Annotated in this window: 20 protein-coding genes; 14 read left to right on the top strand and 6 right to left on the bottom strand. The window is 66.8% G+C overall.

The genetic code is table 11. The features are described 5' to 3' along the window. Positions 1 to 2 precede the first annotated feature (2 nt). Positions 3 to 1184 carry an aspartate aminotransferase family protein gene (locus ACO07I_RS12770; protein WP_422017846.1) on the bottom strand — a complete coding sequence of 394 codons (1182 nt, stop codon included), beginning with the start codon at positions 1182 to 1184 and terminating at the stop codon, positions 3 to 5. Positions 1185 to 1380: 196 nt separating this feature from the next. Here ACO07I_RS12770 and ACO07I_RS12765 point away from each other — a divergent pair, with 196 nt between their 5' ends. From ACO07I_RS12765 to ACO07I_RS12720, 10 genes are all read left to right on the top strand, one after another. Beyond that, positions 1381 to 3120, top strand: coding sequence for a fatty acyl-AMP ligase (locus tag ACO07I_RS12765; RefSeq protein ID WP_422017844.1), 1740 nt, complete (start codon positions 1381 to 1383; stop codon positions 3118 to 3120). A 9-nt stretch (positions 3121 to 3129) separates the two neighbouring features. Further along, positions 3130 to 4050 (top strand): NAD-dependent epimerase/dehydratase family protein, encoded by a 921-nt coding sequence (locus tag ACO07I_RS12760; RefSeq protein WP_422017842.1) that lies wholly within the window; start codon positions 3130 to 3132, stop codon positions 4048 to 4050. A 134-nt stretch (positions 4051 to 4184) separates the two neighbouring features. Continuing rightward, entirely contained in the window at positions 4185 to 4466 is a 282-nt protein-coding gene (locus ACO07I_RS12755) for an acyl carrier protein (RefSeq protein ID WP_296329749.1), read from the top strand. 2 nt (positions 4467 to 4468) lie between these two features. After that, on the top strand, positions 4469 to 5695 hold the full coding sequence (gene spt, locus ACO07I_RS12750) for a serine palmitoyltransferase (protein ID WP_422017839.1): 1227 nt from the start codon (positions 4469 to 4471) through the stop codon (positions 5693 to 5695). A gap of 13 nt (positions 5696 to 5708) precedes the next feature. Continuing rightward, positions 5709 to 6629, top strand: coding sequence for a metallophosphoesterase family protein (locus ACO07I_RS12745; RefSeq protein ID WP_422017837.1), 921 nt, complete (start codon positions 5709 to 5711; stop codon positions 6627 to 6629). 7 nt (positions 6630 to 6636) lie between these two features. After that, complete coding sequence (locus ACO07I_RS12740; protein WP_422017835.1) at positions 6637 to 7788, top strand: dATP pyrophosphohydrolase; 1152 nt, start codon at positions 6637 to 6639, stop codon at positions 7786 to 7788. Then, complete coding sequence (locus ACO07I_RS12735; RefSeq protein WP_298309057.1) at positions 7785 to 9035, top strand: MFS transporter; 1251 nt, start codon at positions 7785 to 7787, stop codon at positions 9033 to 9035. The genes ACO07I_RS12740 and ACO07I_RS12735 overlap by 4 nt, the downstream gene beginning before the upstream one ends. Before the next feature lie 410 nt (positions 9036 to 9445). Further along, a complete protein-coding gene (locus ACO07I_RS12730) occupies positions 9446 to 10576 on the top strand; it encodes a type III PLP-dependent enzyme (RefSeq protein ID WP_422017833.1) in 1131 nt (376 codons plus the stop codon). Positions 10577 to 10670: 94 nt separating this feature from the next. Next, entirely contained in the window at positions 10671 to 12113 is a 1443-nt protein-coding gene (locus ACO07I_RS12725) for a homospermidine synthase (RefSeq protein WP_422017831.1), read from the top strand. Positions 12114 to 12267: 154 nt separating this feature from the next. Continuing rightward, on the top strand, positions 12268 to 12648 hold the full coding sequence (locus ACO07I_RS12720) for a nuclear transport factor 2 family protein (protein ID WP_422017829.1): 381 nt from the start codon (positions 12268 to 12270) through the stop codon (positions 12646 to 12648). Positions 12649 to 12882: 234 nt separating this feature from the next. Here the strand turns inward: ACO07I_RS12720 and ACO07I_RS12715 are convergent, their stop codons facing one another. Both ACO07I_RS12715 and ACO07I_RS12710 read right to left on the bottom strand, forming a co-directional pair. Beyond that, positions 12883 to 13941, bottom strand: a complete 1059-nt coding sequence (locus ACO07I_RS12715) for a hypothetical protein (RefSeq protein WP_422017827.1) — start codon at positions 13939 to 13941, stop codon at positions 12883 to 12885. After that, positions 13938 to 15230 carry an SLC13 family permease gene (locus tag ACO07I_RS12710; protein ID WP_422017825.1) on the bottom strand — a complete coding sequence of 431 codons (1293 nt, stop codon included), beginning with the start codon at positions 15228 to 15230 and terminating at the stop codon, positions 13938 to 13940. Before ACO07I_RS12710 ends, ACO07I_RS12715 begins: the two co-directional genes overlap by 4 nt. A gap of 884 nt (positions 15231 to 16114) precedes the next feature. Here ACO07I_RS12710 and ACO07I_RS12705 point away from each other — a divergent pair. From ACO07I_RS12705 to ACO07I_RS12695, 3 genes are all read left to right on the top strand, one after another. After that, complete coding sequence (locus tag ACO07I_RS12705) at positions 16115 to 16624, top strand: sigma-70 family RNA polymerase sigma factor (protein WP_422017823.1); 510 nt, start codon at positions 16115 to 16117, stop codon at positions 16622 to 16624. Positions 16625 to 16673: 49 nt separating this feature from the next. Then, a complete protein-coding gene (locus ACO07I_RS12700; RefSeq protein WP_422017821.1) occupies positions 16674 to 17636 on the top strand; it encodes a FecR family protein in 963 nt (320 codons plus the stop codon). A 111-nt stretch (positions 17637 to 17747) separates the two neighbouring features. Next, a complete protein-coding gene (locus tag ACO07I_RS12695; RefSeq protein ID WP_422017819.1) occupies positions 17748 to 20165 on the top strand; it encodes a TonB-dependent siderophore receptor in 2418 nt (805 codons plus the stop codon). Between the two features lie 13 nt (positions 20166 to 20178). Here the strand turns inward: ACO07I_RS12695 and ACO07I_RS12690 are convergent, their stop codons facing one another. The 3 genes from ACO07I_RS12690 to ACO07I_RS12680 form a co-directional block, all read right to left on the bottom strand. Then, entirely contained in the window at positions 20179 to 21198 is a 1020-nt protein-coding gene (locus tag ACO07I_RS12690) for a TonB family protein (protein ID WP_422017817.1), read from the bottom strand. A gap of 180 nt (positions 21199 to 21378) precedes the next feature. Continuing rightward, positions 21379 to 22797 (bottom strand): sodium:proton antiporter, encoded by a 1419-nt coding sequence (locus ACO07I_RS12685; RefSeq protein WP_422017815.1) that lies wholly within the window; start codon positions 22795 to 22797, stop codon positions 21379 to 21381. After that, positions 22797 to 23561, bottom strand: coding sequence for an SDR family oxidoreductase (locus ACO07I_RS12680; protein WP_422017813.1), 765 nt, complete (start codon positions 23559 to 23561; stop codon positions 22797 to 22799). The genes ACO07I_RS12685 and ACO07I_RS12680 overlap by 1 nt, the downstream gene beginning before the upstream one ends. 51 nt (positions 23562 to 23612) lie before the next feature. Between ACO07I_RS12680 and ACO07I_RS12675 the strand changes: the two genes are divergently transcribed. Then, positions 23613 to 24305 carry a glycerophosphodiester phosphodiesterase family protein gene (locus ACO07I_RS12675; RefSeq protein WP_422017811.1) on the top strand — a complete coding sequence of 231 codons (693 nt, stop codon included), beginning with the start codon at positions 23613 to 23615 and terminating at the stop codon, positions 24303 to 24305.

Genomic DNA, 24305 nt, shown 5'->3' with positions numbered 1-24305 from the left:
GGCTACTCGGCGGCCTTCGCCGCCGCCTCGAACGACTCCGCCGCCTGGCCGAGAATGGCGATGCCCTCGTCGAGCGCGGCCTTGTCGGCGATCAGGGCCGGGAAGATGCGGATCACGTTCTCGCCGGCCGGCGGGACCAGGAGTCCCAGCGACTGCAGCTTGTTGACCATGTCGCCGACCGGCACCGACGGGGCGCACTGAATGCCCTGCAGGAATCCCATGCCGCGCTGTTCGACGAACACCGAGGGATGCTTCCTGCAGAGTTCCTCGAGCTTGCCCTTCAGGTACTCGCCCTTTTCGCGCACGTCCTCGATGAAGCCGGGCGCCAGCAGGACGTCGAGCACGGCGTTGGCGACGCCGGTGGCCAGCGGGTTGCCGCCATAGGTCGAGCCGTGCGTGCCGGGGACCATGCCGACCGCCGCCTTCTCGGTCGCCATGAAGGCGCCGATCGGGAAGCCGCCGCCCATGCCCTTGGCGATCGCGGCGACATCGGGCTTCACGCCCGACCAGTCATAGCCCCACAGCTTGCCGGTCCGGCCGAAACCCGTGTGGATCTCGTCGTAGAACAGCAGCAGGCCGAACTCGTCGCAGATGGCGCGCAGATCCTTGAGGAACTGCGGGGTGGTGGCGCGGATGCCGCCCTCGCCCTGGATCGGCTCGACCAGGATGCCGGCGGTCTCGTCGTCGATCATGTCGCGGACGACGTTGGTGTTGTTCAGCGGCGCGTGGCGGTAGCCGGGGGCCGGCGGGCCGAAGCCTTCGAGATACTTCTCGTTGCCGGTGGCGGCGAGCGCGTTCAGCAGGCGGCCGTGGAACGCCGCCTGGAAGCAGACGATCTTGTACCGCTGCGGCTGGCCGTTCATGTACTGATACTTGCGGATCAGCTTGATGCCACCCTCGATGGCTTCCGCACCCGAGTTGCAGAAGAACATCGTGTCGGCGAACGAGTTCTCGACCAGCCGCTTGGCCAGCTTCTCGCCGTTGCCGACCCGGAACAGGTTCGACGTGTGCCAGAGCTTGGAGCCCTGCTCGGTCAGCGCCTTCACCAGATAGGGGTGGCAGTGGCCCAGCGCGTTCACGGCAATGCCGGACGTGAAGTCCAGGTAACGTCGGCCGTCCACCGCGTAGAGATAGTTGCCCTCTCCGCGTTCGAACACGACGTCCTTGCGACCGTACGTCGGCATCACAGCCGTAATCACAGCGAGCCTCCCTCAAAAATCAAAAACCCCCGCCGATCCGACGATTCCGGGCTGGAAACTCCGGGTTTTGGCGAGGGGCGGGCACTATCTTACCGGGGTCCGGGTGTGTCAACTTGTGGCCTCCGGCGGCGGCGGCCGTCTTGAGGGGCCTCGACCCCTCTGCTAGGAGACCCGCCTTCCGATGAAACTGCTGCCCACTCGCAATTCCACGCTGCCCCTTCATCGCGCCGGCTTCGCCTCGGTGCCGGCGATGCTCGACTATGCGGCGAAGGGCGAGACGGGGGTGACCTTTTATAATGCCAAGGGCGAGCAGCTCTCGGCCCTCCCGTGGCGCGAGATCCGTGACCGGGCACAGGTCGTTGCCCGCAAGCTGATCGGCGCCGGTTTTGCGCGCGGCGAACGCATCCTGATCACGGCCGACACCTGGCCGGGCTTTTTCGATTCCTTCTTCGGCGCCCAGTATGCCGGCCTGCTGCCTGTCCCGGTTTCCATTCCCGTCGGGATCGGCGGCAAGGACGCCTATCTCGACCAGCTGCGCCGCCAGTTCGCGGCATCGGGTGCCGTGGCCGCGGTGGGGCTCGACGATCTCGCGGGATATCTGGCCGATGCGGCGCGGGAATTCCCCGCCATCCGCCTCCACGGCGGCATGGACGTGCTCCATTCGCTCCCCGAGAAGCCGGTCGACCTGCGGCCGCTCGGTGCCGACGATCTCTGCTACATCCAGTTTTCGTCGGGCAGCACGCGTCACCCGCACGGCGTGCAGATCACCCAGCGTGCCCTGATGGCCAATCTCGCCGGCATGGTGGGGCCGGCCGGGCTCGACGTCGTCGAGGGTGATCGCGCCATCAGCTGGCTGCCGCTGTATCACGACATGGGGCTGATCGGGTTCCTGATGGGCCCTCTGGCCAGCCAGCTCTCGATCGACTACCTGACGCCGCGCGATTTTGCCCGCCGGCCGATGCAGTGGCTGAATCTGATCTCGCGCAACCGGAACACCATCTCCTACAGTCCCAGCTTCGGCTACGACCTCGCCGTGCGGCGCGGGGCGGCGCAGGTGCCGCCCGATCTCGACCTGCGCTGCTGGCGTCATGCCGGCATCGGCGGCGACATGGTGCGGGCCGACGTGCTGGAGCGTTTCGCGGCGACCTTCCAGCCGTTCGGCTTCGACGCGACCGCCTTCATTCCGAGCTACGGCATGGCCGAGGTCTGCCTCGCCATCACCTTCTGCCCCCACGACACGGGTGTGCGCACCGATGCGGTCGACCGCACGGCGCTGGCGGAAACCCAGCGCGCCGTGCCGGCGGCGGACCCGAACGACCATGGCCGGGCGCGCCGCTTCGTGATCTGCGGCCGAGTCCTGCCGGGCCATCGCCTCGAGGTGCGCGGTCCCGACGGCGCCGTGCTGGCCGATCGCGAAGTGGGCCGCATCTTCGTCTCCGGCCCCTCCATCATGCCGGGCTATTTCGGCGAGCCGGATGCCAGCCGGGAGGTCCTGGTGGATGGCTGGCTCGACACCGGCGATCTCGGATACCTGCTCGACGGCGAGATCGTCGTCACCGGCCGCGCCAAGGACCTGATCATCGTCAACGGCCGCAATGTCTGGCCGCAGGACATCGAGTGGGCGATCGAAGCCAAGCGTGTCGTCAAGAACGGCGACGCGGCGGCCTTTTCGATCGATACCGGCGAGGGCGAACGGGTGGTCGTGGCCGTGCTGGCGCGGGTCTCGGGCGAGCAGGGCCGGAGCGATCTGGCCCGCGACGTGGCCGGCGCCGTGCGCGAGGCGATCGCCGTCGATTGCGACGTGGCGCTGGTGCCGCCGACCATGGGCCTGCCGACCACCTCGTCCGGCAAGCTGTCGCGCGCCCGGACCAAGGCCAACTACCTCGCCGGCCTCTACGCGCCGAAACCCGAGGCGGCCTGACCGCTCGCCATGGGCAGGCTGGTCGCCGTCACCGGGGCCACCGGCTTTGTCGGCCCCCATCTCGTGGCCGCCCTCGCGCGCCGCGGCTGGCGATTGCGCCTGCTGGTTCGCCGCTGGTCGCCGCTGCCGTCGCTGGCCGGCGTCGATGCCGATCTCGTGCTGGGCGACGTCTCCTCCGAACAGGCCCTGCGCCAGCTGGTCGAGGGGGCGGATGCGGTCGTCCACGCCGCCGGGCTGATCAAGGCCAAGGCGGAGCGGGACTTCCTGCCGGTCAACCGCGACAGCGCGGCGCTGCTGTCCGCCCTGGCGCCCGACGCCCACCTGGTCCTGCTGTCCTCGCTGGCCGCCCGCGCGCCGCAGCTTTCTGCCTACGGCGCAAGCAAGCGCGCGGGAGAGGCAGTGGTGGCGACCCGCAGTGGCCCCTGGACGATCGTGCGGGCTCCGGCAGTCTACGGACCCGGCGACAGGGAGACCCTGGCCTATTTCCGAGCGGTGAACTCTGGCATTGCGCCGCAGCCTCGAGTGCCGGACGCGCGCCTGTCGCTCATCCATGTTGCGGACCTGGCCGAGGTACTGGCGTTGACCCTGGAGCGACCGCCGGCGAACTCGACCTACGAGATCGATGATGGCCGGACCTATACCTATGCCGACATGGCTGCGGCGGCCGGCACGGCGCTGGGGCGACGCCCGTTTCGCCTCTCCGTGCCCCGGGGTGTCATGGCCGGCATCGCCCGCTGGAACGAACTGCGGCAGGCGCTGGGGGCGGGGGCGCAGATCCTGACCCGCGGGAAGGTGAGCGAGATCTTTCACCCGGACTGGTCGGCCGCCGACCGGCGGCTGGCCGCAGCGATCGGCTTCCAGCCCCGTTATGACCTCACGTCCGGCTTCCGGGACACGATCTTGTGGTATCGCGCGAAGCACTGGCTATAGGACGTGTGAAACACGGCGTAACAATTTGTCATTTCACTAGAAATCGCTGTTTCTGGCACAAGGTGACCGCCCACCCCCGGGCACTGGAGAGCGTTTTGCGCACTGCCCATCAAATGATCGTCGAAACCGACGGCATGACCGACACCCTCGAACGCGCCCGCGTCAGCGGCCAGTCGCGCGGGGAGGTCATCCGCGAAATCTGTCGTCACCTGGCGCCCTTCCAGACCGGCGAGCGCCCCATCACGGGCGACACCGTGATCGCCAAGGATCTGACCATCGATTCGCTCGCCATCATGGACATGGTGATGGAGCTCGAGGATCACTTCGACATCTCGATCCCCATGAACGTGGTGGCCGAGATTCACACCGTCGACCAGCTCGCGGACACCATCCAGAAGCTCTGCGCCCGGCGTTAGCCATGGGCCTGTTCGATCGGCATGCGGGCCTGCTCGAGGCCTATCGGGACGTTCGGACCACCGGCTACGACCCGTTCCAGATCCGTATGGAGCGGGTGCTGTCGCCGACCGAGGCGATCATCAACGGCCGCAAGATGCTGCTGGTCGGCACCAACAACTATTTCGGCCTGACCTTCGACCCGAGCTGCATGGAAGCCGCCATCGAGGCGATCCGCGCCGAGGGCACCGGTACGACGGGCTCGCGCATCGCCAACGGCAGCTACACCGAGCATGTGGCGCTCGAGCAGGAAATCGCCGAGTTCTACGGCAAGAAGCACTGCATGGTCTTCACGACCGGCTACCAGGCCAATCTCGGCCTGATCTCGACCCTTGCCGGCGAGGGCGACCAGCTTCTGATCGACGCCGACAGCCATGCCTCGATCTACGACGCCTGCAAGATGACGCAGGCCGAGGTCGTGCGCTTCAAGCACAACGACCCGTCCAGCCTCGAGGCGCGGCTGCGCCGGCTGGGCGACCGTCCGGGCAACCGCGTGGTCGTGCTGGAAGGCATCTATTCGATGCTGGGCGACAGCGCGCCGCTGCGCGAGTTCATCGACGTCTGCAAGAAGTACGGCGCCTACGTGATCGTCGACGAGGCCCATTCGCTGGGCGCGCTGGGCGACAATGGCCGCGGTCTCTGCGAATCGACGGGCGTGATCGACGATTGCCACTTCATCGTCGGCACCTTCTCCAAGACCCTGGGTGCGATCGGCGGCTACTGCGTCTCGGACGATCCGGACTTCGACATCCTGCGCGTCACGGTGCGCTCCTACATGTTCACGGCATCGCTGCCGCCGTCGATCGTGGCGTCGGTGCGCCAGGCCTTGAAGGTGGTGAAGGCCAAGCCGGAGCTGCGCACCCAGCTCTGGTCCAACGTCGCCACGCTGTACGAAGGCCTGGCAGCCAAGGGCTTCAAGCTCGGCCCCGAGCACGGGCCGGTGGTCGGCGTGCATCTGCCCGACCGCATGACCGCCATCGGCTTCTGGCGGGCGATGCTCGATGCCGGCATCTATGTGAACGTGGCCGTGCCGCCGGCGACGCCCAACGGCGTGTCGCTGCTGCGCTGCTCGGTCTGCGCCGTGCACACCAAGGAGCAGCTTGAGCACATGATCGAGGTCATGACCGGCATCGGCCGCCAGCTCGGCGTCCTCGACGACCGCACGCTCCGCGTGGTGGGCGGCGCCCGCTAGGGGCGCATCTGCCATGTTCACCCTCGCGCATCTGTCCGATCCGCATCTGCCGATGCCGCAGGCGCGCGTCGTCGATCTCCTGGGCAAGCGCGCCACCGGCTACTTCAACTGGTGGCGCAATCGCGTGCAGCTCCATCGCCCCGAGGCGCTGGCCGGCATCGTGGCCGATATCGCGGCGCAGAAGCCCGACCATATCGCGCTGACCGGCGATCTCGTGAACATCTCGCTGCCCGACGAATTCGCCCGCGCCTCGACGTGGCTCGCCACGCTCGGCGGGCCGGACCGCGTCACGATCGTTCCCGGGAACCACGACGTCTACGTCGCCACGTTGTGGCGCGAGGGGCTCGGGCGCTGGGGCGCCTACATGGCGGGCGACGGGCAGCCGCCGGCCACCGACTTCACGGTGTTTCCCACCGTGCGCCGGCGCGGGCCGGTGGCCCTGGTCGGGCTGAACAGCGGCGCGCCGAAGCCGCCGTTCTTCGCGACCGGCACCCTGGGCGAAGCGCAGATTGCGGCCGCCGGGAAGCTGCTCGAGGAACTCGGCCGCGAAGGGCTCTGCCGCGTTGTGATGATCCATCATCCGCCGCTCACCACAGAATCGCGCTTCAAGCGGCTGACCGACGCCGCCGCCTTCCAGGCGATGATCCGGCGGGTCGGCTGCGAGATCGTGCTGCACGGTCACAACCATCGCAGCGAAGTCGCTCGCATCGCGGGTCCGCAGAAAGAGATCCCGGTGGTCGGCGTCACCTCGGCGTCGGCGGCGCCGGACAGCAAGTACGGCCGCGCGCGCTATCACCTGATCCGGATCGCGCGCGAGACCGCGGGCTGGCGGATCACCCTCGACATCCGCGCGCTCAAAGCCGACGGCACGGGCTGCGAACCCGACGGCCGCATCGTGTTCAACGGCGGCGCGCCGTCCGCTCTGGCAGCCTGAGGCGTCAATGGCTTCGTCCGACATCACGGTCTCCCCGGTCGAGTCCAAGGCCGACCTGAACGCCTTCATCGCACTCCCCAAGCGTCTCTATGCCGGCCACAAGGGCTACGTCGCGCCGCTCGACGTCGAGCGGCGGGAAGCCTTCACGCCCGGCAAGAACCCGCTGTTCGAGCATGTCGAGGTGCGTTTCTTCCTGGCGCGGCGGGCCGGCACGGTTGTCGGCCGGATCTCGGCCCAGATCGATCGCGCGCATCTCGAGCGATACAACGACAGCACTGGCCATTTCGGCTGCCTGGCGGCCGAGGACGATCCGGCGATCTTCGCCGCCCTGTTCGCGGCGGCCGAGGGCTGGCTGCGGGCCAGGGGCATGCAGCACGTGACCGGCCCGTTCAGCCTCTCGGTGAACGAGGAGGTGGGGCTGCTGATCCACGGCTTCGACAGCCGGCCCGTCCTGCTGGTGCCCTACGATCCGCCCTATGCCGGGCCCCGGGTCGAAGCCTGCGGCTATGGGAAGGCCAAGGACGTCTTCTCCTACGATTACGACGTTCAGAACGCGCCGGAGACGATCGGCGCCAAGCTGCTGAAGCGTGGCGGGCTGGAAGGCCGCGTAAAGGTGCGCACGGCCAACATGAAGATGTTCGACGCCGAGGTGCGCACCCTGGTTTCCATCTTCAATGACGCCTGGAGCGACAACTGGGGCTTCGTGCCCTTCACCCAGGCCGAGATCGACCATGCCTCCAAGGCTTTCGGACCGGTGATCGTGCCCGAGCTCGCGGTGTTCGTGGATGTCGACGACGAGAGCGTGGCGTTCATCGTGGCGCTCACCAACGTCTACGAGGCGGTCGCGGAATTCGACGGCAAGCTGGGGCCCATCAATCTCGCCAAGCTGCTGTGGCGCCTCAAGATCGCCGGTGTCGGCAGCACGCGGGTGCCGCTGATGGGCGTGAAGAAGAAGTTCCGCAACCATCCGCTGCTGGGCGCCGGCCTCGCCATGATCGCCATCGATGCGCTGCGGGCGAACGGCAAGCGGCTGGGCAAGACCTCGGCGGAACTGGGCTGGATCCTCGAGGACAACAAGGCGACCAACAACATCATCCGCTCGGTCGGCGGGGTGCACTACAAGACCCACCGCATCTACGAGAAGGCGCTGCACGGGTGAACGCGCCGGCGCCCGCGCGGCCGCCGAAGCCGCCCTCGGCCTTCGCCCCTCTCGCCAACCGGTCGTTCCTGGCGATGTGGATCGCCAACCTGATGTCCAACGTCGGCGGCTGGATGCAGACCACGGGCGCGGCCTGGGAGATGACCAGCCTGACGCAGGAGCCGATCTTCGTGGCCCTGCTTGCCGCTGCCGGCACGCTGCCGATGTTCCTGTTCTGCTTCTTCGCCGGGATCCTGGCCGACCGCTTCGACCGCCGCCGCTACATCATGGGCTGCCAGGTCTGGATGATGGGCGTGGCCGCGACCCTGGCGGTGCTGGCCTTCCTCGGGCAGCTCAACCACTGGAACCTGCTGGCGCTGTCCTTCTGCATGGGGCTGGGCAACGCGATGAACGCGCCGGCCTGGCATGCCGTGGTGCCGGAGATCGTGACCGGACCGCAGCTGCGCCCGGCCATCGCCCTGAACAGCGCCGGCTTCAATCTCGCCCGCACCATCGGCCCGGTCATCGGCCAGCTTCTGCTCGGCCTGGTCGGCGTCTTCCTGCTCTTCGCCATCAACGCCTTCACCTATGTGGGGGTGATCCTCGCCATGCGGGCCTGGAAGCGGCCGGCCGAGGCGCGCGCCGCCCAGCGCCGCGAAACCCTTGCCGAAGCGGCGCGTGCCGGCATCGCCTTTGTCCGCGGCTCGGCGGAGCTCCGGGCGATCTTCGCGCGGGGTCTCTGCTTCTTCGTGCCGGGTATCGCCATGGGCACCTTGCTGCCGGTGATCGGACGTTTCGAGCTGGGCCTCGACGAGTTCACGTTCGGGATCCTCTACGGCGTGTTTGGCACCGGTGCCGTCGTCGCGGCCTTCTCGCTGCCGACGGTCAACCGCCTGCTCGGTCCCGACCGTGCCAACATCTGGGCGATGGGCGTTTCGGCGGCCGCCACGCTGGTCGCGGCGCTCGCCATGACGCCGATCGTGGTCGGCGCCGTCGTTGCCATCAACGGCGCCTGCTGGATCACCGTCATCGCCAACAATGGCGCTTCCGTGCAGATGATCCTGCCGAACTACATGCGCGCGCGCGGCATGGCGGTCCATCAGATGGTCTTCTTCGGCGCCATGGTGCTGGGCGCGCTGCTGTGGGGGAAGATCGCCAACTTCTTCGACGTCCGCACCGCGCTCGTCTGCTCGTCGGTGATGCTGGTCCCGCTCACCGTGCTGGCCGCGTCGATCAAGCTGCCGGGCTCCTCGGTGCCACGCGTCTGACGCACACGCGTCTTGCCAGCGTCACGCGTGCATCGAAATTTCCGGGGCGAGGCAGATTCCGCTTGTAACCAGGTCGATTAGTTGTAGATAGCACCCATACAAGACGCCCAACGCACGTGCCGCTGGCCCTCTGTGGTTACGCAACGACGGAAAGTGTTCTTTTTGGCAGTGCCGGTTTCGAGCCGGGTCCGGGAAGGAGCTTCTGAGATGGTTGCATACCGCGCGGGGCGCGTTCCCCGCTATTATGTCATTTGCCCGACCCTCGCTCGGGCCTCCTTCCTCGCTCAGCCGCATAAACGGATCTTAGCTCAGTCGAGTATCGGCTGACGTATCGCGCCACGCTTGGCGCCGTACGTCGTCGTTCGATCTCTTCCGACAAGCTGACAATCCAGACGGGGAACCCCCCAGCGATGACCGAGCGTATTTTCCGTTATCTCCGCGAGCAGCAGCCCGAGACCCCCTGCCTCGTGATCGACCTCGACGTGGTCGAGAACAACTTCCGCCGCATGCGCGAGCTGCTGCCGACGGCGCACATCTTCTACGCCGTGAAAGCCAACCCGGCCGCACAGGTGCTGGCTCGTCTGGCCTCGGCGGGTTCCAAGTTCGACACGGCGAGTCGCGGCGAGATCGAGATGATCCAGGCGACCGGCGTCGCGATGGACCGCGTCTCCTTCGGCAACACGATCAAGAAGGAAAAGGACATCGCCTGGGCTTACCAGCAGGGCGTGCGCCTGTTCGCCTTCGACAGCGAGGCGGAGCTGCAGAAGCTCGCCCGCGTGGCGCCGGGCGCCCGCGTGTTCTGCCGCGTGCTGGTCGATTGCGGCGGCGCCGAATGGCCGCTCAGCAAGAAGTTCGGCTGCGCGCCGGAGATGGCGAAGGACCTGCTGCGCAAGGCCAAGGACTGGGGCCTCGACGCCTATGGAATCTCCTTCCATGTCGGCAGCCAGCAGACCGACCTCGACCAATGGGACAAGGCGCTGGGCCAGGTCTCGCAGATGTTCTTCGCGCTGGCCGAAGCGGGCGTCGACCTGCGCATGGTCAATCTGGGCGGCGGGTTCCCGGCGCGCTATCGCTCCGAGGTGAGCGGCATCGAGGCTTATTGCGACGCGGTGACCCGCGCGCTGGTGCGCCACTTCGGCAACCGCATGCCCGAGGTCATCATCGAGCCGGGCCGTTCCATGGTGGGCGATGCCGGCGTGATCCAGAGCGAGGTCGTGCTGGTCTCGCGCAAGGCAGCCGGCGACCGCAAGCGCTGGGTCTACCTCGACATCGGCAAGTTCTCGGGCCTGGCCGAGACGATGGACGAGAGCATCAAGTACCGGCTGCGCACGCCCGGCGAGGGCACGCGCATGGGCCCGGTGGTGCTGGCCGGCCCGACCTGCGACTCCGCCGATATCCTCTATGAAAAGACGGAGTACAAAATGCCTCTGTCCCTGAAGCCGGGCGACAAGGTCGAGATCCTCTCGACCGGCGCCTACACGACGACCTACTCCTCGGTCGCGTTCAACGGCTTCGCGCCGCTCAAGGCGGTCTGCATCTGAACTGACACAATTCGGGCGTACGGAACGACGGGGCCTTGAGAAAGGCCCCGTTGCTGTTTTTACTGACTGCTCAACAAGGAACGGGGACGCTGAAATGGCGAAGAAGACTGCGCGCAAGCCCTCGACGAAGAAGTACCTCGATTTCCATGGCCGCATGGTCATGGTGGGCTTCGGCTCGATCGGCCAGGGCGTGCTGCCGCTGATCCTCCGCCATATCGGCATCAAGCCCGAGCAGATCACGATCATCACCGACGACATGCGCGGCGGCGAGGACGAGGCCGAGCGCTTCGGTGTCGAGTTCGTCGAGAAGCGCCTGACCGAGTCCAATGTCCGCTCGACGCTCGACAACCGGCTGGGCCAGGGCGATTTCCTGGTCAATCTCTCGGTCGAGGTCGCGTCGACCGCGCTGATCGAGCTCTGCCAGAAGAAGGGCGTCCTCTACCTCGACACCTGCATCGAGCCGTGGCCGGGTGGCTATTCCGATCCCAACCTCTCGGTCTCGCGCCGCTCGAACTACGCGTTGCGCGACACGATGATGAAGCTCAAGGCCCGTCACAAGGGCGGCTCGACGGCGGTGGTCGCCCATGGCGCCAATCCGGGCCTGGTCTCGCACTTCACCAAGCAGGCCCTGATGAACGTGGCGCGCGACACCGGCGTGAAGGCCGCGGTGCCGACCACGCGCGAGGGCTGGGGCAAGCTCGCCCAGCGCCTGGGTGTCAAGGTGATCCACATCGCCGAGCGCGACACGCAGGTCTCGCCCAAGCCGAAGGAAGTGGGCGAGTTCGTCAACACCTGGTCGATCGACGGCTTCGTGTCCGAGGGCGGCCAGCCCGCCGAGATGGGTTGGGGCACGCACGAGAAGACACTGCCGCCCGACGGCAAGCGCCACACCTTCGGCTGCGACGCTGCGATCTACCTGAACCGTCCGGGCCTGCTCACCCAGGTGCGCACCTGGACGCCGATCGAGGGGCCGTTCCACGGCTACATCATCACGCACAACGAATCGATTTCGATCGCCGACTACCTGACGGTGCATGACGGCAAGAAGGCCGTCTATCGCCCGACCGTGCACTACGCCTATCACCCGTGCGACCAGGCGATCATGTCGATGCACGAACTGGCGGGCAAGAACCTGAAGCAGCAGAAGCGCCAGCGCCTGATCGTCGACGAGGTGACCTCGGGCCGCGACGAGCTCGGCGTGCTGCTGATGGGCCACAAGAAGGGCGCCTACTGGTACGGCTCGCAGATCGACATCAACGAGGCGCGCAAGCTCGCGCCCTACAACAACGCGACCTCGATCCAGGTCGTGGCGCCGGTGCTCTCGGGCATCATCTGGGCGCTCGAGAACCCGAACGAGGGCATCGTCGAGGCCGATGAGATGGACTTCCAGCGCAACCTCGAGATCTGCATGCCCTATCTCGGCCCGGTCGTCGGCAAGTACAGCGACTGGACCCCGCTGCAAGGCCGTGGCGATCTCTTCCCCGAGGACCTCGACAAGTCCGATCCCTGGCAGTTCAAGAACTTCCGGGTGGTGTGACCGAGCGTTTCATCGGCGCTCGAGTCTGGGCGACGAGGCGGCTCGCCAACGCGCCTGCCAGGACGAACTTTCTGGTCGTGTCGTTACGTGGGGCACCTATCTTGCTCGATGTATCCGACAGGGCCTGCGGACCGAGATGCGAGGGCGGGAGACAATGAGCGACGCGCAAAAAGTCGACTACGAATTCCTGCTGCGTTCCAATCTTGAGCGCGTTTTCAGCGAGCGTGACGCTTCGAAGCGCGCGGCTGCCGTCGCCGAGCTCTTCGTGGCGGAGCCTGTGATGTACGAACCCGATAACGTGGTGACGGGCCGCGCGGCGATCTCCGATGTTGCGGGCAAGCTGTTGGAGCAATTCGGGCCCTCGTTCAGCTTCGCGGCTTGTGCGCCGGCCGTTGGACATCACGGAATGGGAAGCCTGCGCTGGCAAGCCGGGCCCAAGGATGGTCCTGTTACTGTGACAGGAACGGACGTTGCAGAAGTCGAGAATGGCAAGATCTCTCGACTTTGGGTCTTGCTTGATCCGCCAACGACATGACTGCCCAGAGACGTTCCGTCTTAACTTCGATCATCCCATCTCATCCCTGAGCACGAGGCGCACGAGCTCGCGCCTTGCAACGCCGAGACCTCGATCCATGTCGGGGCGCCGATGCTCTCGGGCATCATCTGGACGGCGGTGCTGCGATGCTCTCACGCTCCACGGAGTCGGGGAACCGGCGGCGCTGAACGGGCGTGTGGGCAGCCGAGCGTACCGTCTGCCGGTGTAGGCGACTCAGTCGAAGGACGCGTGCCGCGCTCGGGCCGCCTCGATGTACAGAGGCGGCAACTGCAGGCCGCGGCGACCGAGGAGCCCGGCGCGCAGCGCCACGTCGAAATGCGAGACCTGTCTGGCAGCGGGTGGCTTGGGGGTCAGATCCGACCCAATCCACTCCAGGGCCATGCCCATCGCCAACTTTCCGTATTCTTGCGGTGAAGGGGCAATGCTCAGGCCACCGCCATCGGTGACATAACCCGAAAGCATCCCAATGGGGACGGGTTGGCATTCCCGTTCCATCCAGTCCGCAAGTTCAGCCCCCGATACCGGCTTCTTCGAGTCGGCCTCGAGCGGCAGGCCGCGGTAGCTCAGGACCAGGACGACGTCGGCCTTGCCGGACCATGACTCGCAAACGCGCTTCCAGTTGGCAAAGTCGGTAACCGCCGCCGTGCCCACCAGTTGCAGTGGCGCCCAGGCGAACTGCCGGACCTGCTCGAGCTCGGCCCGGCCCGTGCTGCTGTCGCGCGCCAGCGCGGCGACCCTCAACGGGCGTCGCTCTTCACTTCCGCGCGTGAACGGGGGAGGTCCGCGCAGGGCCTCGATCGCGTCCCGGACCGCCACCAGCGGCAGGGTCTCCGCCAATCCGGTGATGGACACGCGTCCCCCATACCCGTAGCGGGACGGTGACTGGTTGATCGACACGTAGAGTAGCCGGAGATCGGGCCGGTCGGCGAGGTCACGGCCGACCAGTTCGTTCGCCTCGTCATCCACCGCAATCAGTATGTCGGGCTTCGACCGGGCTATTGCGCGGCGCGCGTCCTGGACCCGGATCCGAACCGTCTCCGGGCTGGTGCCGGGCTCGTCGAGGCGAAGGTAGTGCCGGTCGACATGGATTGGACGGCGGCTGCCCTCGAGTTCGCGGTCGAAGGCGAGATCGACGCCCCGCACCCACGCGCTCCCTTCGTTGCCCGAGTGAAGGATCAGTATGCGGGGTAACGAGGCCCTGAACCCGGCCAGCGCCAACAGGCCGCCCACGATGAAGCCGACAATCATCAGGGTGCGAAGCGGACGCATCATGCCAGGCCCAGCCAGCGCCACCAGGGGATCGAGGCGTAGGCTACGACGATTCTCGCGAGGTTGAGGCCGTTATTGTAGAGGAGGAAGCGTTTTCGATCGAAGCTTTGCGGTGAGACCTGGGACGTCAACTGCAGGTACCCCGAGCTCTGGTACGGCAGGAACCAGATGTCGATGAACAGGGTCGCCAGAAAGACGCAGACCCAGGGGTGGATTCCATTCGCCTCGGCGATGGGCAGCAGGATCACGACGGTCGTCAGCATGCCGGCCGTGACCGGCAGGACGACGCGCACGATGAGTGTGACGGCCAGTACTGCCAGGATGAAAATCTCGAGCTGCCCATCGACGAACTGGAACCAGGGCCAGAATGTCCGGGCGATGACGGCCTGCAGGCCGTGATGGTTCATGATACGCGTGATGCTATCCAGGCCAATCAGGAAGAACAGCATCGGCCAGTCGATCTGGCGGCGGAAATCCTGCTTCGAGAATTGGCCGGAGAGCAGCAGGATGACGAGCATGGTGCCCGCGAGCCAGGCCATGGGAACCTGGTGCCAGGCGAAGGTGCCGGCGGCGACCAGGAAGAAGAGGAAGCCGAGCGCGGCAAGTCGCTCGGCCGGCGCCAGGGGGCCGAGCAGTGCGAGCTGCTCGACGATCCGTTCCTTGGGCAGAGGGCGCGTCGCCGGCGCCCTGAAAAGGCCGGCGGATAGGATGCCGTGGGACACGGTCATGCCGATCGCCGCGACGCCGGCGGCCACGGCCCAGAACAGGCCCAGGAACTCGGCCTGGATCTGTGCGGGGAGCAGGGTGATGGCGACGATGTTGGCCGACTTGGCGGTCGATAGCATGGACGACATCAGCGTCGCCCCCGAGAGGGTTGCTGCCACCAGGGCAGTGGCCGCCCGGCTTCCGGGGGGCACCTTCAGCCCTTCCATCATGTCGCGGTAGAGCGGCAGGACCAGCGCAAGGCGGTTGTTGCTCGCGGGCACGACGGGTGACAGGACGTAGCCGCCCAAGAGCAGGATCAGTCGGTGGAAGATCGGCCGGTCCGGAAGGACCAGCAGCAGCCACAGCATCGCCCGATAGCTCAGCCCGGAGGCGGTGATGATCGCCGCGAACGCGAACACGCCGAGCAGCATCACGAAGCTGGCCGAAGAGAAGCCGGCCAGCGCGACCGTCGGCGGGGCCAGGCCCACGAGAAGCATGGCGACAATGGCCAACAGAGGCGGGATGAATTCGTCGACCAAGCCGAACATCCACAGCACGACCATCGCGGTTCCTATGGCCACTGTCATGGCGGTCTGGGGGGGGCCAGCCGCCGCGGCTTGCAAAGAAGTAGACGAGCGGAGGCAGGAGAAGGGCCATCGCCCAGCCGATGATCTCGAGCGGGCCGACGCGACGCGACGGTGACGGCGGCGTCCTCGATGGCGGAGCGATCGGCTCCATGGCGAGGCGAGAGGCAAGGATGCTGACGGCCCGGCCGACACAGTCAGGATTTTCCTGGACGAATGTCTTGAGCGCGGCGGCGGGCACGGTCCAGCCGACTCCGTCCCGGGTTGCCAATGCCGAGAGGGTGTAGCGGTCCATGCCGGCGGCGATTTCCTCGCCACACGAGGGGGCTGCCGCGGAAATTTCACGCCCGCCGGGCGTGACGAGCCGGAAGTCTTCCTGCGTCGCCAGGAACAGGTCGACGGCCGGGTCTCCCGCCTGTGCAACCCTCTCACCGGCGCGATAGCTCAATGGCTCCAAGGTGCCCAGCAAACGAGCCAAGCGCGCCGACGCAATACCGTCGAAGATCGGGTTGGCACGCAGCAGGGCCAGCGGGTTGATGGTCGAGGATTGCTGGTCCCTCGCCACAGCATCGGGATCCGCTCGTTGCGGAGCGGGAATCGGAACAATGTCGTTGGCAGGCACTCTTCAATCCGTAGGTCAGGCTCTGAATTCATGCTGGTTCGATCCGAGAATCAAGCTTGTCGCGCCCCCTCGTTAAAGAACGGGCGTCGCCTCCACGTCTCGATCGGTTGAGGATGGCGGTACGAACTCGCGCGGGCAACGATCGTCGAGCGTTCGGGGGGTGAAGCGCACTGTATCGATCGGACAAGGTCGACCGCCGCCGGTATTTGCGAATAGTTCGCAATTGCGATACATCTGTTCGCTCGTCGGTCCTTCGAGTGCGCTGGTGTCTTCTGAAACGACTGATCTTTATGTCGAGCATCGCGGTGCGCTGATCGAATACGCGGCGGCGATCGTGGGCTCCAAGGCGCTTGCCGAGGATGTCGTCCAGGAGGCGTGGCTTCGTTTCAATGGCGCCTGGAGCGGGCGCTTCCTGCACGATCCGGTGAGCTATCTCTACCGGATCGTCCGCAACCTGGCGCTCGACGGAAGACGGAAGGCGGCCCGCGAGAGCCGTGTCTTCGCCCCGCAGGCCGATCGGGCGACGCTCGAGGAGCGTCCGTCGACCGGCCCGTCACCCGAGGCGTATTCCCTGCACCGCGAGCAACTCGCGATCCTCAACGAAGCGCTGGCGGAACTGCCGGAGCGCACGCGGATCGCGCTGCGGATGTACCGGCTCGAGGATGCGAGACTGAAGGACATCGCGGCCCATCTCGGCATCTCGATCGGTCTCGCCCACAAGCTGGTCGTGCAGGGCGTCCGACATTGTCAGAAGCGTCTCGACCGCAGAAATTGACGCTCCGAGTAATCCTTGAAAATTTCGAGTGCCGGGCGTTTAGAAGTACATGGCGGTGACATCCCAGGCTGATCGCGAACGTGCGTCCGACGAAGCGGCCGAGTGGCTGGTCCGTTTGCGCGAGGCGCCGGACGATCGGGACATCGAGGCTCGTTTTGCGGCCTGGCGGGCCGCCGCGCCGGCCCACGAAACCGCCTGGGCGGAAGTCTCGCAGACCTTCGACCTGATCGGCGAACCGCTCGCGCGGCGTCCGCAGGCGGCCGCCAAGCCGGTCCCCCGACTCCGGCGGAAACGCGTGGCCGGCCTGTTCGTCGCCGGTGCCGGGATCGCGCTGGCCGCCTTCGCTGCGGCGCTCTTCCTGCCGGGATGGATGCTCAGGCTGGAGGCGGACTTCGCGACCGCGGCCGGCGAATGGCGCGAAGTGAAACTGGCGGACGGAAGCTCCGTCGAACTCGCGCCCCTGAGCGGTATCGACGTGTCGCTGAAGGAAGGACGGCGTGAGGTGCGCCTGCTGGCGGGGCAGGCGTTCTTTCGAGTGACTCCCGACCCCGAGCGTCCGTTCCAGGTGGAAGCCAAGGACGTGCGCGCCACCGTTCTCGGCACGGCGTTCGAGGTTCGGCTGGACGGGACGGAGACTGCCGTCGCGGTCGCGGAAGGCCGTGTTCGCGTCGATCATGGCGCTCTTTCACGCGTCCTGGTCGCCGGGCGATGGCTCCAGGTCGAGGCCACGGGCGGGCTGCGCGACGGCATTCGAGCCGAGAGCGAGATCGGCCTGTGGCGACACGGCGAGATCGTTGCCCACGATCAACCCATTGCCAATGTGGTGAAGGAGCTTCGTCCCTACTTCAACGGCATCATCGTCATCGCCAGCGACTCGGTTGCCCGGCGGCGCGTGACCGGCGTCTATCGGTTGCATGAACCCGTCGAGGCCCTGCGTGCCCTGGGTCGCGCTCACGGCGACATCGCCGTGACGCAGGTGTCGCCGTGGCTCGTCATCGTCTCGGCCAACTGAAGAAATTCGCCGACATCGCTTTTCCCGTGAAAAGTCGAAGACCGCCGACGTTCTCCTCGCACGGGATCGCGCTTCGCGGCGCAGGCACGAGTGATCCCGAAGCGGGGGATCATGATGGTATCGAGGCTGGCGTTGCTTCTGGGACTTGCGGCTTTGCCGGCCGTGGCTCTGTCGTCCAAGGATGTTTGGGCACAGGGCGTTCCGGCCATAGACGCGGCGCAAGCGAGAGAACAGCGCGCGTTCGCCGTTCCCGCAGGCCCGCTCGGCAACGCGCTCACGCTGTTCGGCCGGCAGGCCGGGCTTCAGGTCTCGGTCGATTCGGCGATCATACAGGGTCTCACGACGGCGGGTGTCACCGGGTCTCTCGCCATCGACGTCGCGCTTGAGCGACTGTTGAGCGGCACCGGGTTGGTCCCGCGAATCATGGGCAGCACGTTGACGCTGCAGAAGCCGAACATGTCGTCGGGCGCGCTGCAACTCGATCCCGTGCAGGTGCAGGGCTACTCCGCCCCGCCGCAGGCCCTGATCGACAACCTTCCGCCTCCCTATGCCGGCGGGCAGGTCGGCAAGGGATCGCAGGTCGGTCTGCTCGGCGAGCGGGACGTGATGGACACGCCGTTCAACCAGACCAGCTATACCGCGCAGCTGATCCGCGACCAGCAGGCGCGCAGCATCGCCGACGTCGTCGCCAACGATCCATCGGTGCGCATTTCCTGGCCCGCAGTCAGCTACACCACGCCGCTCGTCGTGCGCGGCTTTCCACTCTCCAACCAGGATTTCGCGTTCAACGGCATGTTCGGTGCGGCGCCGGCGCTGACGGTGACGCCGGAATATCTCGAACGTGTCGAAGTGTTGAAGGGCACCAGTGCGATGCTGAACGGCATGGCCCCGTTCGGCAGCATCGGCGGTGCGGTCAACCTCGTGCCGAAGCGTGCCGGGAACGAGGATCTCACGCGGCTTACTGCCAGCTACTTCTCCAGCGGCCAGTTCGGCGGCAACTTCGACTTCGGCCGGCGCTACGGCGACGACAAGGTGTTCGGGCTTCGCTACAACGGCGTCTTTCGCGCGGGCAACACGCCCGTCGATCGCCAGACCCAGGAGATCATCGCGTCGGTATTCGGCGCGGACTTCCGCGGCGAGCGCTTCCGCGCCTCGCTCGACTTCGGCTACCAGAAGCAGAACTTCAACGCGCCGCAACGTCCAACCTATGTCGCGGCTGGGATCGCCGTGCCGCTGGCGCCAGGCGGACGCGCCAACTGGTTCCAGCCCTGGACCTTCGTCAACACGGAGGACATCTTCGGCGTCGCGCGGGCCGAGTTCGACATCTCGGCGGACTGGACGGTGTTCGGCGGCGCGGGAGCGCGGACCAACCGGTTCGAAGGCCTGACGGGCTTCGCCAACGTCAACAACGCGAACGGGAACCTGGTCGACACGGTGGCGACGTTCCCGTCGCGGACCGACCTGAACACGCAGGAACTCGGGATTCGCGGCCGGCTGCGCACGGGATTGCTCGATCATTCCCTGTCGCTGACCGGCACCCGGCTGGCAGGAACGGGCTATTCGCTCTACTCGCCCATCCTCAACACGCGGTCCAATCTCTACCTGCCGACCTTCGTCAACAATCCCAATGTCACCCTGCCGTCACCGCCGAAGGTCAATGACCGGGAACTGACGAGTCTGGCCTTTGCCGACGTGGTCTCGGCCGCCGACGAACGGATCCAGCTCATCCTCGGTGGCCGCTACCAGCGCGTGCGGATCGACAACTTCAATGCCGCCGGCGCAGTGACCACGAGCTACGACCAGAGCGCGGTAACACCGGGCGTCGGCTTCATCGCAAAGCCCTGGCAGAACGTATCCGTGTACGGCAACTACATGCAGGGACTGCAGCAGGGACCCACGGCGCCGGCCGGCACCGCCAATGCCGGTCAGGTGTTCGCGCCCGTCAAGTCGACGCAGTTCGAGTTGGGTGTGAAGGTCGACTTCGGTCGCCTGACCACGACGCTGGCCTTGTTCCAGATCGAGCAGCCCGTCGGCATCACCAACCCGACGACGGCCGCGTTCAGCGTCGACGGTCTGCAGCGCAACCAGGGCATCGAGTTCAACGTGTTCGGCGAGCCTCTCTCCGGCTTGCGGGTGCTGGGCGGACTGGCGCTCACCAATGGCGTGCTGGTCAATACCGGCTCGGCGCTGACCAGCGGCAAGACGGCGACGGGCGTGCCTGGCGTGCAGCTCAATCTCGGCGCCGAATGGGACGCCTCGTTCCTGCGCGGACTCACCTTCTCGGGCCGCGCGATCTACACCAGTGCTCAGTATCTCGACCCGGCCAATACGCAGAGCGTGCCGGCCTGGACGCGCTTCGATGCGGGCGTGCGCTACACCTTCGACCGCGCGGACGGCAAGCCACTGTCGCTGCGCTTCAATGTCGAGAATCTCTTCGACCTGAACTACTGGGCGTCGGCCAACTCCACCTACGGCCTGTCGATGGGAGCGCCCCGCACGTTCCTGCTGTCGCTCAGCGCGGACTTTTAGCCGAAGCGCGTAGTCAACGCCTGACCGAGACCAGCGGCAGGTCGAAGGGGGCGCTGGCGCCCTTGATATTGTCGGGCAGCGGCGAGTAGGGCGAGCCGGCGCGGACACCGGCCAGCACGCCCTCGTCGAACTCCGGTTCGCCGCTCGAACTGATGACGGTGGCGCCGAGCAGGCGGCCATCGCGGGCGATGACGATCCGCACGACCGTAACGCCCCGCCGCATCTGGGCATTCGAGGTGTAGCGGTAACCCACGATCTTGCGCAGAACCTCGGAGAGATAATTGTCCGCGACCTTGGCGCGCGCATAGGTGTCAGAGGGATTGACGAATCGATGCTGCGTCGGCGGCTCGGCGGAGGAGGCAGAGGGCGCCCGCTGCGAGGGCAGCGTCGAGAGCGGCGAGGGTTTTAGCTCGGGTTTAGGAGCAGGCGGTGGCGGCCGGGGCGGCGTCGCGAGCGCCTGCTGCTGCGGCACGGGCTTCGGCGTCGGGACGGCCTCGGCAGGCTTGGCTGGCGGCGAGGGATCCGCGGGCCGGGGCGGCGGTGTCGGTGCCACTTTGAGCCCCTGTTCAGTCGGCGGTTCCGCACGTGCCTCGACGGGCGGCGCGGGGGGTGGCGGCGCGACCTCGGGTTCGGCGGGGAGCTTCGGCTCCGCCTTGCTCTCGGGCGGCGGCGGGGGCGCGGGCGGTTGCTTAGATGCCTCGCTGGTGGGCGGTGTCTGGGTCGGCCGGTCTGCGGTGACGGGCGCGGGAGGGCGCACGCCGGGAATGACCGGCGGCTGGGCCTGGGGGACTGGAACCGGACGGGGCTGAGCGGCGGGTGGCAGCCGAGGGGGCTCCGGCGGGGGCGGTTCTGGAGCCTTGGGCTGTTCGAACGAGACGGTGATGGCTTCCTCGACCGGCGGCACCGGCGGCTTCTGATGGGCGAGCCACCAGAGGGCCGCCGCCACGAGCGCATGCAGAAGGATCGCCAACGCGAGCGCGACGGGTGAGATTCGGTCTGACCGGTAGGAGAAGGCGCTGACGGCGTGGGCCACGAGGCGATTCTACAGCTTTTCGCCCCGATGCTTGGCGTCCTCGGAGCGGGAGGGCGAGCCTTGGGGGTTTACCTGAGGCCGGAGCAGACGTGAACCTGCAGGAAAGGCGCCAAGCCGGTCCTGCGATGTCTTGTCCATTTTATCCTGGCGAATACGGGCGATTTTGCGGGGGGCGACGCTTCAGCGAAAGAAAATGAGAGTCAGCACCACGAACAACGGCACGAGAATGCCGCACGACCACGCCATGTAGCCGAAGAAGCTCGGCATCCGGATGCCGGCCTCCTCGACCACCGCCTTGACCATGAAGTTCGGGGCGTTGCCGATGTAGCTGTTGGCGCCCATGAACACCGCGCCGCAGGAAATGGCAGCCAGGGTGCTGGCAAGGGCCCCCATCAGCACGGTGGGATCGCCGCCGGCCAGGTTGAAGAAGACAAGATAGGTCGGCGCATTATCGAGGAAGCTCGACAGGACGCCGGTCAGCCAGAAGTACCAGACGTCGTTGGGCTGGCCATCGGGGCCCGTCACCAGGGCGACCAGCGGCGCCAGCACGCCGTCCTTGCCGGCCCGCAGGATGGCCAGCGCCGGGGCGATGGTGATGAAGATGCCAGCAAACAGCTTGGCGACTTCGAGCATGGGAGCCCAGCTGAACCCGTTGTCGAGACGGGATGCCCGCGACGTCAGTCGCAGCGACAGGAAGCAGATGGCCACCAGAATCAGGTCGCGCAGGACGTTCTGCAGCTCGAGCGTGACGTGGAAGACCGTGAAATGAATGTCGGGCTTCCAGGTGCCGCTTGCCAGCACCGCCCCGACGATGACAGCCAGCAGGATGATGTTGACGCCGCCCTCGATCCGCACCGGCGTTTCCGGCGTCGGGTCGCGCTTGGGCCGGCCCTCCTTGCGGTACCAGTAGCTGTCGAGTGCGTAGAACAATGCCAGCAGCACGATGGCGCAGACCAGCATCTCCGAGAACAGGTGCGTCGTCGTCCAGAAGAAGCTGACGCCCTTGAGGAAACCCAGGAAAAGCGGCGGGTCGCCCAGCGGCGTCAGCGCACCGCCGATGTTCGAGACCAGGAAGATGAAGAACACGAAGACGTGGATCTTGTGCCGGCGATCGTCGTTGGCGCGGATCACGGGCCGGATCAGCAGCATCGATGCCCCGGTCGTGCCCATCCAGCCCGCCAGCACCGTGCCGATCGCCAGCAGGGCCGTGTTCATCGACGGCGAGCCGTGAAGGTTGCCCTTGATGTGGATGCCTCCGGTCACGGTGAACAGCGCCGTCAGCAGGACGATGAAGGGGATGTAGTCGAGCAGCAGCAGGTGGACGACCTCGTAAACGGCGGTCGGGACACCGTGAATCAGCGCGAACGGAATGACGATCAGTGCCGCCCAGGCGGCGGAAACCTTGCCGAAATGGTGATGCCAGAAGCTCGGAGCGGCGAGCGGCATGATCGCGATCGACAGGAGAATTCCAGCAAAGGGAATCATCCAGGCGAGGCCGAGCTGGCGTCCCTCGATCGCCGGGGCATCGGCCCCTGCCGCCAGGGCTGGCAGCGCGAAGGCAAAGGTGAGCAGGCCTGGGAGGAGGTGTCGGAGTTTCATCAGCCCACGTAGGTTGCCGTGACACCGCCGTCGACGGTGAGGGTATGACCGTTGACATAGCTTGCGGCAGGAGAGGCAAGGAAGATCGCCGCGCCGGCGATTTCCGAAGGGTCGGCCCAGCGTTTGGCCGGGCAGCGCAGCCGCATCCGTTCCCCGGCTGCCGAATCGATCAGCGCCTCGTTGGTCTCGGTCGCGAAGAAACCGGGCGAGAGGGCATTGGAGGTGACGCCGGTGGCGCCGAGCTCCGAGGCCAGCGCGCGGGCGAGGGCTTCGAGGCCCGCCTTGGCGGCGATGTAGGACGACGCGCCGGGCGCGGCGAGCGTCGCGGCGATCGAAGTCACGAGAATGAGCCGTCCCCAGCCGCGTTCGACCATGCCCGGCACGAGCTGACGGATCAGTGCCTGGCCCGCCGAAAGGTCGGTATCGACCAGCTGGGTGAAATCGTCGGACTCGATCTCGGTGAAGGGGCGGCGGTCGCGCTCGCCGACATTGTGGATCAGGATGTCGATCGGCCCGGCATCGGCCAGGGCCAGCTTCATGGCGGTGCGGTCGGCCATCCCGAACACCACCCCATCGGTCGCCCGGCCGGCGGCGCGCAATTCGGCCAGCCGCGGCGCCAGCCTCTCATGCGAGCGGCCATGCAGGAGCACCCGGGCGCCGGCCTCGGCCAGGCCCTTGGCCATCTCCCAGCCCAGGCCACGGGCCGATCCGGTGATCAGCGCGGTGCGGCCGTCGAGGCGGAACTTCTCGGGAAAGGTCGACATGTATCGGGACATTCGGCTATTGCGACAGCCGACTTAGCTTTGGATTCGCATATGCTGCAACTGCCTAAAGTGATCGGCCATCGCGGCGCCATGGCCTATGCGCCGGAAAACACGCTGGACTCGTTCCGCGAAGCCCATCGCCGGGGCGCCGCCTGGGTCGAGATCGACGTCAAGCTGACGGCCGACGGCGTGCCCATCGTGATGCACGATTCGTCGCTGAAGCGGACGACCGGGGTCGACCGGCTGGCGTCCGAGGTGCGCGCGTCCGAGCTGCCGTCCTCGGTGCCGACCTTCGAGCAGGCGATCGCCTGCTTTGGCGAGCTGGGCCTGGGCTGCAATGTCGAGATCAAGCCCTGCGAGGGCCGTGAAGCGGAAACCGCGCGGGTGACTGTCGAGACCTTGCGCCGCGTGTGGCCGGCCGCGCTTCCGGCACCGCTTCTATCGAGTTTCAAGGATTCGTCGCTCGTCGCCGCCCGCGAGGCGGCGCCGGAATTTGCGCGAGCGCTGCTGATCGACGAGATCAAGGACGACTGGCGGACGCGCGCCGAGGCAGTATCGGCTGCCGGCATCAACACCAACGGCAAGCGCCTGACGGCGGTCCGCGCGGTCGAAATCCGCAAGGCCGGCTATGTCCTCAGCGTCTATACGATCAACGACGGGGACGTGGCCCGCGCGCTGGTCGGCATGGGCGTGCAGTGCGTCATCAGCGACGCCCCGGACGTGATCCTGGCCGCCCTCCAGTAG

This window comes from Reyranella sp. (assembly GCF_965227665.1).
GTDB lineage: Bacteria > Pseudomonadota > Alphaproteobacteria > Reyranellales > Reyranellaceae > Reyranella.
The sequence above is the reverse complement of the archived record's forward strand: the minus strand, read 5'-3'. Positions and strand labels throughout refer to the sequence as shown.

Bases quoted from the DNA above. Each gene is read 5' to 3' on its own strand.
- ACO07I_RS12730 (WP_422017833.1), top strand. From the start codon at position 9,446: ATGACCGAGCGTATTTTCCGTTATCTCCGCGAGCAGCAGCCCGAGACC.
- ACO07I_RS12675 (WP_422017811.1), top strand. From the start codon at position 23,613: ATGCTGCAACTGCCTAAAGTGATCGGCCATCGCGGCGCCATGGCCTAT.
- ACO07I_RS12685 (WP_422017815.1), bottom strand. From the start codon at position 22,797: ATGAAACTCCGACACCTCCTCCCAGGCCTGCTCACCTTTGCCTTCGCG.
- ACO07I_RS12700 (WP_422017821.1), top strand. From the start codon at position 16,674: ATGGCGGTGACATCCCAGGCTGATCGCGAACGTGCGTCCGACGAAGCG.
- ACO07I_RS12760 (WP_422017842.1), top strand. From the start codon at position 3,130: ATGGGCAGGCTGGTCGCCGTCACCGGGGCCACCGGCTTTGTCGGCCCC.
- ACO07I_RS12720 (WP_422017829.1), top strand. From the start codon at position 12,268: ATGAGCGACGCGCAAAAAGTCGACTACGAATTCCTGCTGCGTTCCAAT.
- ACO07I_RS12765 (WP_422017844.1), top strand. From the start codon at position 1,381: ATGAAACTGCTGCCCACTCGCAATTCCACGCTGCCCCTTCATCGCGCC.
- ACO07I_RS12715 (WP_422017827.1), bottom strand. From the start codon at position 13,941: ATGATGCGTCCGCTTCGCACCCTGATGATTGTCGGCTTCATCGTGGGC.
- spt (WP_422017839.1), top strand. From the start codon at position 4,469: ATGGGCCTGTTCGATCGGCATGCGGGCCTGCTCGAGGCCTATCGGGAC.
- ACO07I_RS12695 (WP_422017819.1), top strand. From the start codon at position 17,748: ATGATGGTATCGAGGCTGGCGTTGCTTCTGGGACTTGCGGCTTTGCCG.
- ACO07I_RS12770 (WP_422017846.1), bottom strand. From the start codon at position 1,184: ATGCCGACGTACGGTCGCAAGGACGTCGTGTTCGAACGCGGAGAGGGC.
- ACO07I_RS12710 (WP_422017825.1), bottom strand. From the start codon at position 15,230: ATGACAGTGGCCATAGGAACCGCGATGGTCGTGCTGTGGATGTTCGGC.
- ACO07I_RS12680 (WP_422017813.1), bottom strand. From the start codon at position 23,561: ATGTCGACCTTTCCCGAGAAGTTCCGCCTCGACGGCCGCACCGCGCTG.
- ACO07I_RS12740 (WP_422017835.1), top strand. From the start codon at position 6,637: ATGGCTTCGTCCGACATCACGGTCTCCCCGGTCGAGTCCAAGGCCGAC.
- ACO07I_RS12745 (WP_422017837.1), top strand. From the start codon at position 5,709: ATGTTCACCCTCGCGCATCTGTCCGATCCGCATCTGCCGATGCCGCAG.
- ACO07I_RS12725 (WP_422017831.1), top strand. From the start codon at position 10,671: ATGGCGAAGAAGACTGCGCGCAAGCCCTCGACGAAGAAGTACCTCGAT.
- ACO07I_RS12755 (WP_296329749.1), top strand. From the start codon at position 4,185: ATGACCGACACCCTCGAACGCGCCCGCGTCAGCGGCCAGTCGCGCGGG.